At 62.4% G+C, this 12405-nt stretch carries 14 protein-coding genes; 1 reads left to right on the plus strand and 13 read right to left on the minus strand.

Going from position 1 to position 12405, the window contains the following annotated elements; translation table 11 throughout:
- Positions 1 to 8: 8 nt before the first annotated feature.
- Positions 9 to 551, plus strand: coding sequence for a MarR family winged helix-turn-helix transcriptional regulator (locus tag SANT_RS13860; RefSeq protein ID WP_420480344.1), 543 nt, complete (start codon positions 9 to 11; stop codon positions 549 to 551).
- Positions 552 to 921: 370 nt separating this feature from the next.
- On the opposite strand, the gene SANT_RS13870 is transcribed toward SANT_RS13860, so the two are convergent.
- From SANT_RS13870 to moaC, 13 genes are all read right to left on the minus strand, one after another.
- On the minus strand, positions 922 to 1635 hold the full coding sequence (locus SANT_RS13870) for an amino acid ABC transporter permease (RefSeq protein ID WP_025422888.1): 714 nt from the start codon (positions 1633 to 1635) through the stop codon (positions 922 to 924).
- On the minus strand, positions 1625 to 2383 hold the full coding sequence (locus tag SANT_RS13875) for an amino acid ABC transporter permease (protein WP_025422889.1): 759 nt from the start codon (positions 2381 to 2383) through the stop codon (positions 1625 to 1627). The genes SANT_RS13870 and SANT_RS13875 overlap by 11 nt, the downstream gene beginning before the upstream one ends.
- On the minus strand, positions 2380 to 3198 hold the full coding sequence (locus SANT_RS13880; protein WP_420480360.1) for an amino acid ABC transporter ATP-binding protein: 819 nt from the start codon (positions 3196 to 3198) through the stop codon (positions 2380 to 2382). The genes SANT_RS13875 and SANT_RS13880 overlap by 4 nt, the downstream gene beginning before the upstream one ends.
- 14 nt (positions 3199 to 3212) lie before the next feature.
- Positions 3213 to 4040: an ABC transporter substrate-binding protein gene (locus SANT_RS13885; protein ID WP_025422891.1), complete on the minus strand. Its 828-nt coding sequence runs from the start codon at positions 4038 to 4040 to the stop codon at positions 3213 to 3215.
- 714 nt (positions 4041 to 4754) lie between these two features.
- Positions 4755 to 5561, minus strand: coding sequence for a class I SAM-dependent methyltransferase (locus SANT_RS13890; protein ID WP_025422892.1), 807 nt, complete (start codon positions 5559 to 5561; stop codon positions 4755 to 4757).
- 119 nt (positions 5562 to 5680) lie between these two features.
- Complete coding sequence (gene dusC, locus SANT_RS13895; RefSeq protein WP_025422893.1) at positions 5681 to 6628, minus strand: tRNA dihydrouridine(16) synthase DusC; 948 nt, start codon at positions 6626 to 6628, stop codon at positions 5681 to 5683.
- 225 nt (positions 6629 to 6853) lie between these two features.
- Complete coding sequence (rhlE, locus tag SANT_RS13900; RefSeq protein WP_025422894.1) at positions 6854 to 8338, minus strand: ATP-dependent RNA helicase RhlE; 1485 nt, start codon at positions 8336 to 8338, stop codon at positions 6854 to 6856.
- 216 nt (positions 8339 to 8554) lie between these two features.
- Positions 8555 to 9307 (minus strand): L-cystine ABC transporter ATP-binding protein TcyN, encoded by a 753-nt coding sequence (gene tcyN / locus SANT_RS13905; protein WP_025422895.1) that lies wholly within the window; start codon positions 9305 to 9307, stop codon positions 8555 to 8557.
- Positions 9304 to 10302 carry a D-cysteine desulfhydrase gene (locus tag SANT_RS13910; RefSeq protein WP_025422896.1) on the minus strand — a complete coding sequence of 333 codons (999 nt, stop codon included), beginning with the start codon at positions 10300 to 10302 and terminating at the stop codon, positions 9304 to 9306. The genes tcyN and SANT_RS13910 overlap by 4 nt, the downstream gene beginning before the upstream one ends.
- A gap of 17 nt (positions 10303 to 10319) precedes the next feature.
- Positions 10320 to 11030, minus strand: a complete 711-nt coding sequence (locus SANT_RS13915) for a Bax inhibitor-1 family protein (RefSeq protein WP_025422897.1) — start codon at positions 11028 to 11030, stop codon at positions 10320 to 10322.
- Positions 11031 to 11181: 151 nt separating this feature from the next.
- Positions 11182 to 11673, minus strand: a complete 492-nt coding sequence (gene moaE, locus SANT_RS13920) for a molybdopterin synthase catalytic subunit MoaE (RefSeq protein WP_025422898.1) — start codon at positions 11671 to 11673, stop codon at positions 11182 to 11184.
- Entirely contained in the window at positions 11674 to 11919 is a 246-nt protein-coding gene (gene moaD / locus SANT_RS13925; RefSeq protein WP_025422899.1) for a molybdopterin synthase sulfur carrier subunit, read from the minus strand.
- Positions 11916 to 12398: a cyclic pyranopterin monophosphate synthase MoaC gene (gene moaC, locus SANT_RS13930; RefSeq protein ID WP_025422900.1), complete on the minus strand. Its 483-nt coding sequence runs from the start codon at positions 12396 to 12398 to the stop codon at positions 11916 to 11918. Before moaC ends, moaD begins: the two co-directional genes overlap by 4 nt.
- Positions 12399 to 12405 lie beyond the last annotated feature (7 nt).

Raw genomic sequence — 12405 nt, forward strand, 5'->3', positions numbered from 1 at the left:
AAGATATAATGCTTGAAACATTTCAGCTTCTCAAGTATCTTTTGGTTACTGCACTGTCGGGGGAAATGATGAACCAGGATCACGTCGACCGCGTACTGGAACAATGGCGCAGCCAGCGCCCGGATTTGGATTGCCTGCCCATGGGTCTGGTTGGCCGTCTTGCCCGGATGAATAACCTGATCGGCGCCCAGGTCAATGCGCTCCATGCCCGCGCGGGCCTGGAGCCGGTGGAGTTCGATATTCTCGCTACCCTGCGCCGTAGCGGGGAAGAGGTGACGCCGACCCGGCTGTATCAGACGTTAATGTTATCCTCCGGCGCCATGTCGGTGCGGCTGGACAAGCTGCTCGCGCGCGGGCTGATTTACCGCCAGCCCCATGAGCACGATCGCCGCAGCTGCAAAGTCGGCTTGACCGATGCCGGGCTGGCGCTCATCGACAGCGCCATGACCGCCCATGTAAAGAATGAACAACGCCTGCTGGCGCCGCTTGATGTGGCGCAGCGCCAGCAGTTAACCGCATTGCTGCGCCTGTGGCTGCTGGCGAACGAATAGCGCCGGAGCACTGCCCTCAACGCGCACTGCCTTGCCTGCCCTCAACCCGCACCGCGCTGCCTGCCTTCAAAGCGCACCGCCTTGCTTGCCCTCAATGCGCACCGCGCTACCTGCCCTCAACCCGCACCGCGCTGCCTGCCCTCAACGCGCACCGCGCTGCCTTGCCTGCCCTCAATGCGCGCCGCGCTGCCTTGCCTGCCCTCAACCCGCCCGCGCTGCCTGCCCTCAATGCGCACCGCCTTGCCTAAAGCGAGGCCGCCGTTTGCCTCCTGCCAATCGCGTTCGCCGGTATGGCAGGCCGTAACGCACAACGGCGCCGGCGCCAAAGTCTTGCGCCGCGACACCGCCATCCAGACTGTCGGCGTTCGCCTTAAGCTCCCGGACGGCGTTCGCCACCGCGACGCAGCCCGGCGCTACGACCGGACCAGGCCGCCAGCGCGGTAAGCGAGGCGCACAAAACATAATACAGTGCGCCGACCAGCAAGAAGATTTCGGCCGGATAAATTTGCAGCCGGCTGTTGACCTGGCCTGCCACGGTGGTCAGCTCCGGCACATTGACGATAAACGCCAACGACGTATCCTTAATCAGCGACGTTAGCAGACCGGTCCAGGAGGGCAACAAATTCGGCCAGGCCTGGGGCAGCAGAATCAACCGCAGGACGTGCCAATGGCTTAGACCGCTGGCCAGGCCGGCTTCCACCTGACCGGTCGGCAAGGCCCGCAGACCGGCCAGCGTCGCGTGCATGACCGCCGCGGAGGTAAACCAGGCCAGCGCCAGCGTGACGGTCACCGCGCCAGGCAGAGAGTGGCCGAACGCCACCGGCAGCAGAAAGTAGAGCCAGAAAATGACGAAAATAAGCGGGATACCGCGGATAAGATCCGCCCAGACAAACAGTAAGCGACGCGTCCAGCCGCCGTAACGCCAGGCCAGCGCCGCCAGCAGCACACCCAGCGCCAGGGCGATGACGCCCGCAGCAAGCGCTATCAAAATCGTCAGCAGCAGGCCGCCGGGTTCCCCTTCCGCCACCCTGCCCCAAAGCAGATACGTCAGATTATCCTGCACCACCGCCCAATTAAAGTTCATGACCGGCCTCCCGCCCACCGGGCCGAGGCGGCCGCGGGCCCAGCCGCAGCAAGATGGCGCCCATCGCCAGCCCCAGCAGCAAATACAGCGCCGTACCGACGGCGAACCCCTCGAGCGCGTGGGCATTGTAACTTTCAATCTGGCTGATGTAGTAAGTCAACTCGCCAAAACCGATGGCGGAGGCCAGGGAGGAGAGCTTCATCAAGTTGAGGTATTGCCCAACCAGGGGCTGCCAAGCGTTGCGCACCCCCTGCGGCAACAGGATGTAACGCAGCATCGCCAGGCGGCTGAAACCTTGCGCGATCGCCGCTTCGCGCTGCCCCGCCGGCAGGGCGTTAAGCCCCGCCTGCAACTCTTCAAGCAGGTAAGCCGCGCTGAACACCGCCAATCCCCAGGCGGCACAGATAAATTCCGGCGTCAGCCAAGGAACATTACCGGGCAGTGTCGCCCAGCGGTGGTCGTCGGCCAAATAGTCGCGCCATTCGACCGGCAGCGCGCTCCAGGCGGCAAAATACCAAAAAAACAGCTGTACCAGCAAAGGCGTGTTGCGAAAAAGCGAAACCCAGCCCGCCACCAGCAACCGCCCGCTACGGCCCGGCATCATGCGCAGCGCCAAGAGCAGCAGCATCATCACCGTCGCCAAAAGCGACCCCACCAGCGTCACCAGCAAGGTAGTGACAAAGCCGGTACCAATCCACGCCAACGGCTGGCCGCTCAGCACGCCGGCCCAATCAGGATGCCAAATCATAACGGCGTCGGCTCCCCGACGCCGAGCGGCGACAGCACCCTTTCCAGAAAACGTTGGGCGCGGGGGTGCTGCGGCCGGGTGAAGAATAGCGCCGGCTCGGCCTGTTCGAGGATCTCGCCGCCGTCCATGAAGACCACCCGATCGGCTATCTCTCGGGCGAACTGCATCTCATGGGTGACAACCATCATGGTCATCCCGCTGCCCGCCAAATCGCGCATCACCGCCAACACTTCGCCGATCATCTCGGGATCCAGCGCCGAGGTAGGTTCATCGAACAAAATAATATCGGCGTCGGTGGCCAACGCGCGCGCGATAGCCACCCGCTGCTGCTGGCCTCCCGAAAGCTGATGAGGGAAATGCTGCGCCTTGTCCGCCAATCCGACCTGGCGCAGCTTCTCGCGCGCGTGCTGATGCGCCGCGGCCACGCTTAACTTCTGAATTTTGATAAGGGCCAGCGCGACATTATCCAGCGCGGTCAGATGGCTATAGAGATTAAACTGCTGGAAGACGAAACCGATGCCGGTACGCAGCGCCCGCAGCCGTCGGCCGCGCAGTCCGGCGGTGGCGCGCTGGTGAACAAAAATCTCGCCGCTGCTCAGGGTTTCGAGCTGATTGATAAGGCGGATCAGGGTGGACTTACCGGAGCCTGACGGCCCGCAGATCGCCACTACTTCCCCTGCGTTAACGTGAAAATTGATATCCCGCAGCACCGGCTGCTGACCGAAAACTTTACTTACCCGGCGAAACTCCACCGCTACCGGAACATCGCCCGCCCCCGGCGGCAACGTTGCCGCCGGGACATATAATGACTTCACCACGGCACCGCCTGTTAATGGGAGGTGATGGTGAACGACCGCGGTTGCGGCGCCGGGGATTGCGGTCCAAACCAGCTGTTGTAAATCCGCTGTGCCTCCCCGCTATGTTCAAGCGCGATAAGCTGCTGATTGACTGCATTCAACAGCGCGTCCTCGCCTTTTTTAACGCCGATGCCAATTTGCTCCTCGCTTAGCAACGCCGGCAAAATCTTGTAGCTCGCCTTATCCGGCGCGCCGGCCAACAGCCCGGCCAGAATGGTGCTGTCCTGGGTGATGGCTTTGACATTGCCGTTGCGCAGCGCCGACAGCGCCAGCGGAATATCGTCATAGGCCAGTACCCGGGCGTTGGGAAAACGGTGATGCAGCGCCTGTTCGCCGGTGGTGCCCTTCACGGCGCCGATCCTGGCCGAAGCATAGTCCTCCAGCTTATCCGACGAGGCGGCCGGCACCAGGAATTGCTGACCGGTGACAAAGTACGGGGTCGAGAAATCAATCACCTGTGCCCGTTCAGGGGTAATCGTAATATCGGCAATAATCAGATCGGCCTTGCCGGACTGCAGCAGAGGAATGCGGTTAGCGGGGTTGGTGGGCACCAGCGCCAGCTTTACGCCGAGCGCATCGGCGATGGCGCGGGCGAAATCCACGTCATAGCCAACAATACGATGGGTTTTGGCATCAATGGCGCCAAACGGCGGATTGGCGTCGAAGGTGGCGACGCGCACGACCCCCGCGCGCTGAATATCCGCCAACTGATCCGCCCGCGCCGCCAGCGGAGCGAGACTTAACATTAGCAGGGCGCCCGCCGCCCTGATCAACCTGGAGTTCTGCCTAAAATAAGCCATCGGTTTTCCTTATCGATCTTATTATCACTTGAGCGCTAACGCCCTTCCTGGGCGTGATTGATGGTGGGACGGCACGCCCCGTTCACAGCACTTCCGCCCGAAATCAGAGTGTTACACAGGATCCTCGCCGCCACTACGTACTTAAGCGCATAACATTATTCTGTCTGGTCATAAGAAAATGCTATGGACGCTGTTTTACGCTATCTCATGGACGACCCACTAGCGTGAAAACAGAGCCGTCATGCGCGCCGCTGGCGGCGGCCGGCGAAGACGGGACTGGCCGTACGCCGTGCCGTGGCGTGCGGCGAAGAGGAATGACCGCACGCCGTCGCGGCGGCGGCCGGCGAAGGCGGGAATGGCCGTACGCCGTGCCGTGGCGTGCGGCGAAGAGGAATGACCGCACGCCGTCGCGGCGGCGGCCGGCGAAGGCGGGAATGGCCGTACGCCGTGCCGTGGCGTGCGGCGAAGAGGAATGACCGCACGCCGTCGCGGCGGCGGCCGGCGAAGGCGAGAATGATCGCGGTCCTTTCTTTACCGCCGGGGGATGAAGATGACGCTCGTCTCGACCGGCTAGCGACGGATGGCGGGATAAGAAGCAATCCCATTTCGGCACTCGGTGAGCCAAACGCCCGCCCACCCGAGGCCGCGGCCCGCGCTCCAGCGGTTAGCGGCAAAGTGCGCGCCACGTGAAACGAGCGGGTCGCCGACTGGCGCTCACGATGCGCCCGGACCGGGATGAGGGAGCGCGGGCTCGCCCAGCTTGGTGAGTTGAATGTAAAATTCATCCTCGTACTGCTGCGGGGCAGAGACCGCAACGTTCAAAATGCCCAGTTCAACCACTTCGGCCAATAACGCCGCGGCGCTCTCGGGGGTGAAAACCGAGCAATGGGCATCAAAATAGTGGCCGGTCGTCCAGGCGTTCAACACGAATTCCAACGCTTGCTGCTGCGTATAATGCGGGCAGCGGGTGTTTTGGTAGGCTTCGGGGGTCAAATCTTTCAATCGCTCGTACATCTCGCCGTCGTCGGAGGTGCAATTGCGCAGGAAATCATACAGCTGCTGCGGCGCCGGTATTCGCTGGCGGGTCAACCACCATTGCAACCACTGCGCCGCGCTGCTGGTTTGACGAAACCGGTCAAAACAATACCGTTTATTGGGCAACACCAATGAAAAGATCGCCCCGTCGTTGAGTACCGCCAGCACCTCCAATATCCACCCCAGCGGGTCCGGGACATGCTCCAGAACGTGCGAAGCCACCGCCCAGTCGAAGCGCTGGTGCCCCGGCACACAGCTTTCAAGCGTCGCGTGAGGGTGCCAGATAAAATCAATGTCGACGATGTCATCGTGTTCATAATGCGCGTGTTTTTGTCGGGAATCCTCCGCCGAGGTATAATCGGTATAGCACACATTGTGCAGCGCTTTATCCGTGGCGGGACGAAACAGAGGTGAAATCTCCAGACCGGGGAGGTGTAGGGGCAAGTTCTGCAAAATGACTGTCTTGCGCAACGCGTTATCTTTCATGATCGTCCTTTGAACAAGCAAGACCGGTGACCGCGGCAATGCCGCGCTCTCAACGTAGTAAAGGATAGCGGCCGGCGTTGACGCAGGTCAGGAAAGGGGTGTTTGCCTGCGGCAGAAAGTCATTGCGCTTGGTCGGAAAGGCGGCAAAGCACATCACCTATCGCCGAAGAGGTTTTCAGCGCGCGCAGCGTGCTAAACAGCTCGCCGGCTTCGGGATAGTGCTTGCGCAAATAGTTAAGCCACTGCTTGATGCGCGCGACATGATACAGGCCGGTATCGCCCTGTTTTTCCATGCGGCTGTATTTTTGCAGCAGTACGACGACCTGAGACCAGCACAGCGGCGGCGCTCGGTCTTTGACCACCCGGCTCAGGTTGGGCACGCTGAGCGCGCCGCGGCCAATCATCAGCGACTGGCAACCGGAGACCGCCAGGCACGATTGTCCGCTCCGCCAATCCATCACCTCACCATTAGCGATAACGGGGATACGTAAACGCTGGCGGATCGCCGCGATGGCAGGCCAGTCGATGCTTTCGGCCCGGTAGCCATCCGCTTTGGTACGGCCGTGCACCGCGATTTCGCTGGCGCCGGCCTGCTCCACCGCATCGGCGATGTCCAGGCTGCGGCTAGAGGAGTCCCAACCGAGGCGGACTTTGACCGAGACCGGCAGGTCGGCGGGAACCGCCGCGCGTATCGCTTTCGCGGCCTGATAAATCAGCTCAGGATCTTTCAGCAGCGTCGCGCCGCCTCCGCTACCGTTGACGGTTTTCGACGGGCAGCCGCAGTTGAGATCGACCCCCCAGGATCCCAGCGCCGCCGCGCGCCAGGCATTCTCCGCCAGCCAAGGCGGGCTTTGCCCCAGAAGTTGCACCCGCACGGGGGTGCCGTCAGGCGTCCGGCTGTCGCGGCGCAATTCAGGGCAGAGTCGATAGAAAGATTTTTCCGGCAGCAGACCGTCCACCACCCGCAAAAATTCGGTGATGCACAAATCGTAATCATTTATTTCGCACAACAGCTCGCGGACCAGCGCGTCAAGCACGCCTTCCATCGGAGCCAACACGACACGCATAACGCCACCCGATCACTAGCAGGGGCGCAATAGTAGGGGAAAACCGTCGCGAAAAGCAACAGATAAGCGCCAACGCCCGCGCCCTGCGTCAAGCCCCTGCGGCCGAGGCAGGTCGGTCGACCGTCGGCGGTCGGGGAAAAACCACCGCCGGCGCCTGGCTATCCTGCCTCGGCGCAAGATACGCAGAGCCCTGACGCCCGCCGCGCGGGCGTCGGTTTAACGGCGTTATCGATTACCGCTGCGGGTGCCGCCGTTACCGGCATAATTGCCGCCACGGCCGCTGCGGGCACCGCCGTTACCGGAAGCACCACCGCTGCGGGCACCGCCGTTGCCGGAAGCGCCGCCGCTGCGGGCACCGCCGTTGCCGGAAGCGCCGCCGCTGCGGGCACCACCGTTGCCGGAGGCAGCACCGCGGCCGGATGCGCTGCGGCGAGGCTGCGCGCCATCGCGGCGCGGGCCGGAACGGCTATCGCGCGCGCCATCACCGGCGGGTGCGCCACGGCCGCCGCGGGTCGCGCCGCCGCGACCGCTACCCCGCCCCTGTTGGATGGGCTCGGCTTTGATGCTAGGGTCTGGATCATAGCCCGGTAACGCGATACGCGGGATCGGCTTTTTCAGCAAACGCTCGATATCGCGCAGCAGGCCCAGCTCATCGACACACACCAGCGACAGCGCTTCGCCGGTGGCCGCCGCGCGGCCGGTGCGCCCGATGCGATGGACATAATCTTCCGCCACCTGAGGCAACTCATAGTTCACCACGTGCGGCAGCAGATCGATATCCAGACCGCGGGCGGCAATATCGGTCGCCACCAGGACGCGGATGCCGCCCTGCTTGAAATCCGCCAGCGCCCGGGTACGTGCGCCCTGGCTCTTATTACCGTGGATGGCGGCGGCAGTGATGCCGTCCTTGTTAAGCTGCTCCGCCAGGTGGTTAGCGCCGTGCTTGGTACGGGTAAACACCAGCACCTGCTGCCAGTTGTTCCGACCGATCATGTCGGAGAGCAGCTCGCGCTTGCGCTTTTTATCGACCATGTGCACAAACTGGGTTATTTGCTCGGACGCGGTATTGCGCCGCGCGACCTCAACCGACGCCGGATTATCCAGCAGGCTGTTCGCCAGCGTTTTAATCTCATCGGAGAAGGTGGCGGAAAACATCAGACTCTGACGTTTTGTCGGCAGCAGCTTCATCACCCGGCGGATATCGTGAATAAAGCCCATATCCAGCATGCGGTCGGCCTCATCCAGCACCAGGATTTCCACCTGGGAAAGATCGACCGCGCGCTGCTGAGCCAGATCCAACAGGCGCCCGGGGGTCGCCACCAGCACTTCCACGCCGCCGCGCAGCTTCATCATCTGCGGGTTGATGCTGACGCCGCCGAACACCACCAGCGAGCGCAGGCCGAGATGGGCGCTGTACTCGGTAATGTTTTCGCCGATCTGCGCCGCCAGCTCACGGGTGGGCGTCAAAATAAGCGCCCGTACAGGCCGGCGCTGTTTACCGGCCGGCGCCGGGCGCTGCTCGAGCAGTTGCAGTATCGGTAAGGTAAAGGCGGCGGTTTTGCCTGTGCCGGTCTGGGCACTGGCCATGATATCGCGGCCTTGTAATACATAAGGGATGGCTTGTTGCTGAACCGGCGTCGGTTCGAGATAGCCCTTTTCCGCTAATGCGCGCAAAATCTCGGCACTCAGGCCAAGTGAATCAAATGACATAAACTGAAAAACTCCAGATCCGCCCCGACGACGCCGGCCGAAACCGCGCTCAGGGGGATAATCAGATGGGAGGCAAAGCCTTACCATGGTGAACGGACAAAACAACGATAACGGGATTGTAGCAAAATATCCGGCCGTTGGGCACGAGTATCCGGTAAATAACTGTAATCCTCCCCGCCGCAGCGGCGATCAACGCGGCGCGGCGGGCCCGCGCGACTATGCGCCGAGAAATTTATTGAGAAACAGCCGGGTGCGCTCATGACCAGGGTGCGCGAACACCTCGCGCGCGGGCCCTTGCTCAACGATGTTGCCCTCATCCATGAAAATCGCGCGGTCGGCCACGTCACGGGCGAACCCCATCTCGTGGGTAACGATAACCATGGTGCGCCGCTCCTCGGCGAGTGCGCGGATCGTGCTCAACACTTCACCCACCAGTTCGGGATCCAGCGCCGAGGTGGGTTCATCGAACAAAATCACCGCCGGACGCATCGCCAGCGCGCGGGCGATAGCCACCCGCTGCTGCTGGCCGCCGGAGAGCCGTTTGGGGAAAGCCTGTTCTTTACCGCTCAGCCCAACCTTGGCCAACAGTTCCCGCGCGCGTGCGACTACCTCCTCACGCGGCTCTTTCTTCACCACCAACGGCCCCTCGATGATATTGTCGAGCACCGAGCGATGCGGGAACAGGTTGAAATTTTGAAACACGAATCCCACCTGCTGGCGCAGAGCGCGGATCTGCCCTTTCTGGCCGTTGAGGGGGCGGTTGGCGTCAATGGTGATGTCGCCCACCTGAATGCTGCCGCCGTCCGGCGTTTCCAGCAGGTTAATACTGCGCAGCAACGTGGTTTTACCGGATCCGCTCGGGCCGACGATGGCCAGCACCTCGCCGGGATTCACCGCGAGGTCGATACCGTTGAGCACCCTATGGTCATTGAATGACTTCACCAGGCCTTTAACTTCAATAGCGCTCATCGGGTCTCCAAATGATGATAAGCAAACAGCGCCGGCGCGCCGCCGGTGTGTACGAACACGAGCGGCCCGTCGGGGAAGCGACCGCGGTCCAGGCCGTCAATAAGCCCCGCCATCGCCTTGCCGGTGTATACCGGGTCCAGCACGATGCCCTCGAGACGCGCCAGCAGCGCAATCGCCTCGCGCCCCTCGTCGTTGGCTACGCCATAGCCGGGGGCGTAATACTCGTCCCAGAGGGAAATGTCCGCCACCGGCGGCGCCTGCGACAAGCGTTCGCTCGCCTGCGCAATAAGTCCCGCAATCAAGGGCCGCTGCTGTTCCGCCCGGCGCGAGACGGTGACGCCGACCAGGGCCGTTTCCGGCAGTACGGCGCTCAGCCCGACCGCCAGCCCCGCATGCGTGCCGCCGCTGCCCGAAGGCACCACTACCGCCGCCGGTTGAATGACCCCCTGGCACTGGTGGGCGATTTCCAGCGCACAGCCGGCATAGCCGAGCGAGCCCAGCGCGTTGGAGCCGCCCACCGGCACCACATACGGCCGAAAGCCCTGCGCCTCCAGACGCAGGGCCGCATCGGCCAGCTGCTGGACAGGCTGGGTGAGGGCTTCGCACAAGATAACCTCGCACTGAAACAAATCCAGCAGCAGACGGTTGCCGTTGGTCAGGTAGTTACCGTCGTCGGTACCGGTCGGGTTTTCCAGCAGCGCGACGCAATGCAACCCCAGCTTGGCCGCCAGCGCCGCCGTCTGCCGCACGTGGTTGGACTGGATAGCGCCGGCGGTAAGCAGCGTATCGGCGCCCTGGCGCAGGGCATCGGCGGCAAGAAACTCCAGCTTGCGCAGCTTGTTGCCGCCCAGGCCCAGCGGGGTAAGATCATCGCGCTTGATGAAAATATCCCGCGCGAGAAAACTCGACAGCCGGGGGAGATGCTCGAGCGGCGTCGGCGGGCCGATAATATCCAGCCGAGGAAAAGCGGCCAACCGTTGGGCAAGATCGCACATGGTTCAATCGCTCCGGCTTAACGGCGGTTGCCGAAAATACGCAGCAGCATCAAGAACAGATTGATGAAATCCAAATACAGGCTCAGGGCGCCGACGATGGAATATTTGCGGAACTGATCTTTGTTTTCCAACGACAGCTGCGCGCCCATGTTCTTCAATTTCTGAGTGTCATAGGCGGTCAGTCCCACGAATACCAGCACGCCGATATAGGTCACCGCCCACATCAGCGCGGTGCTTTTCAGCCAGATATTCACCAGCGAGGCCAACACGATACCGATGAGCGCCATGAACAATAGGTTGCCAAAGCTGCTTAAATCCCGCTTGGTGGTATAGCCATAAAGCGTCATGGCGCCAAACATCCCGGCGGTCACCACGAAGGTGCTGGCGATGGAGGACGCGGTGTAGACGATGAAAATGCTGGCAAGCGTCAACCCGGTAAGCGCGGAGTAAAGCATGAAAAGCGATGTTGCTACCGCCCCGCTGAGGCGGTTAATCATGCCCGAAATGACAAACACCAGCGCCAATTGGGCAATGATCAGACCAAAAAAGGTTATCTGGCTTGAAAAAATGAATTGCAGCAGCACCGGCGTGCGGGAGGCGTACCAGGCTACGAAGGCGGTTAGCAGTAATCCGCAGGTCATCCAGCCGTAGACCTGCGCCATAAACGGCTGCACCGCGCTATTGGCGCGTTCTACGATGGAGCCCTGGGAGCGGGGAAAGCGGTCCATGACTATCACCTTTGTGGTAGCGAAATATACTAGGCCGCACGCGGGCGAAACATCCAGGCCGCGCGGACGACCCACCTTAGCCAAGCATACCATAAAAGTGTGGCTGGCGAAGAAGATCCCCTTCGCCCGCGGCGCACCGCGCGGCAAAAACTCAGCCGATACCGTCTGTCTCACCCGGCGTGAGATCTTCCCTCCAGCGTTCGGCCTCCCGCTGATCGCTGGCGCGCGCATCCAGCCAGCGGCTGCCGGCGGGGGTGGTTTCCCGCTTCCAGAACGGCGCTCGGGTTTTAAGCAGATCCATCATATATTCGGCGGCGCTGAACGCCGCGGCGCGGTGGGCGCCGCTCACGCCAACGAACACGATGCGCTCGCCGGCGCCGAGCTCGCCGACGCGGTGCAGCAGCGCGACCCGCGTCAGCGGCCAACGCGCGCGCGCCTGCGCCGCGATTTCCGCCAGCGCTTTTTCGGTCATGCCCGGATAATGTTCCAGGGTCAACGTACTGACATCGGCCCCCAAATTATGGTTGCGCACTTTGCCGGTAAACGTGACGACCGCGCCATCGGTATCGCTGGCGGACAACCAGGCATACAGCGCCGCCACGTCAAAATCCGCCGTGCCGACCTCAATCAAGGTAGCGTCCATTCAGCCTCCGGTGACCGGCGGGAAAAACGCCACTTCATCGCCGGCGCCCAGCGGGTGATCCACCGGCACCAGCGCTTGATTGACCGCCGCCAGCAACTTACCCGGCTCCAGCGCCAACGCCCAGCGGTCGCCGCGCCCCGCCAGCGCCTGGCGCAAGGCTTCTACGGTCGGGAAACCCGCCTCGAGCGTCAAGCGCTCGACGCCGGTTAGCTCGCGGACCTGGGCAAAAAACAATACCGTAATCACGCGTCGTCCCCCGTAAAATCGCCGGATTTGCCGCCGCTTTTGGCCAGCAGCCGTACCGGGCCGATAACCATATCCTTCTGCACCGCCTTGCACATATCATAAATCGTCAGGGCGGCCACCGAGGCGGCGGTCAGCGCCTCCATCTCCACGCCGGTTTTGCCGGTCAGGCGGCAAAGGGCTTCAATTCGCACGCGGTGCCGCTCGGTGTCCGCGGTGAGCAGCACCTCTACTTTGCTGAGCAATAGCGGATGGCACAAAGGGATGAGCTCCCAGGTGCGTTTGGCGGCCTGAATGCCGGCGATGCGGGCGGTGGCGAACACATCCCCTTTATGGTGCTGGCCATCGAGGATCATCGCCAGGGTGGCCGGCGCCATCGTGACATAGGCGCAGGCGCGGGCTTCGCGCACCGTGTCGGCTTTGGCGGAAACATCCACCATATGCGCGTCGCCGCGCTCGGTAATATGGGTCAGTTGCGACATAGGTTCT

This window comes from Sodalis praecaptivus, from assembly GCF_000517425.1.
In the GTDB taxonomy this organism is placed as follows: Bacteria; Pseudomonadota; Gammaproteobacteria; order Enterobacterales; family Enterobacteriaceae; genus Sodalis_A; species Sodalis_A praecaptivus.

Bases quoted from the DNA above. Each gene is read 5' to 3' on its own strand.
- SANT_RS13860 (WP_420480344.1), top strand. From the start codon at position 9: ATGCTTGAAACATTTCAGCTTCTCAAGTATCTTTTGGTTACTGCACTG.
- SANT_RS13870 (WP_025422888.1), bottom strand. From the start codon at position 1,635: ATGAACTTTAATTGGGCGGTGGTGCAGGATAATCTGACGTATCTGCTT.
- SANT_RS13875 (WP_025422889.1), bottom strand. From the start codon at position 2,383: ATGATTTGGCATCCTGATTGGGCCGGCGTGCTGAGCGGCCAGCCGTTG.
- SANT_RS13885 (WP_025422891.1), bottom strand. From the start codon at position 4,040: ATGGCTTATTTTAGGCAGAACTCCAGGTTGATCAGGGCGGCGGGCGCC.
- SANT_RS13890 (WP_025422892.1), bottom strand. From the start codon at position 5,561: ATGAAAGATAACGCGTTGCGCAAGACAGTCATTTTGCAGAACTTGCCC.
- dusC (WP_025422893.1), bottom strand. From the start codon at position 6,628: ATGCGTGTCGTGTTGGCTCCGATGGAAGGCGTGCTTGACGCGCTGGTC.
- rhlE (WP_025422894.1), bottom strand. From the start codon at position 8,338: ATGTCATTTGATTCACTTGGCCTGAGTGCCGAGATTTTGCGCGCATTA.
- tcyN (WP_025422895.1), bottom strand. From the start codon at position 9,307: ATGAGCGCTATTGAAGTTAAAGGCCTGGTGAAGTCATTCAATGACCAT.
- SANT_RS13910 (WP_025422896.1), bottom strand. From the start codon at position 10,302: ATGTGCGATCTTGCCCAACGGTTGGCCGCTTTTCCTCGGCTGGATATT.
- SANT_RS13915 (WP_025422897.1), bottom strand. From the start codon at position 11,030: ATGGACCGCTTTCCCCGCTCCCAGGGCTCCATCGTAGAACGCGCCAAT.
- moaE (WP_025422898.1), bottom strand. From the start codon at position 11,673: ATGGACGCTACCTTGATTGAGGTCGGCACGGCGGATTTTGACGTGGCG.
- moaC (WP_025422900.1), bottom strand. From the start codon at position 12,398: ATGTCGCAACTGACCCATATTACCGAGCGCGGCGACGCGCATATGGTG.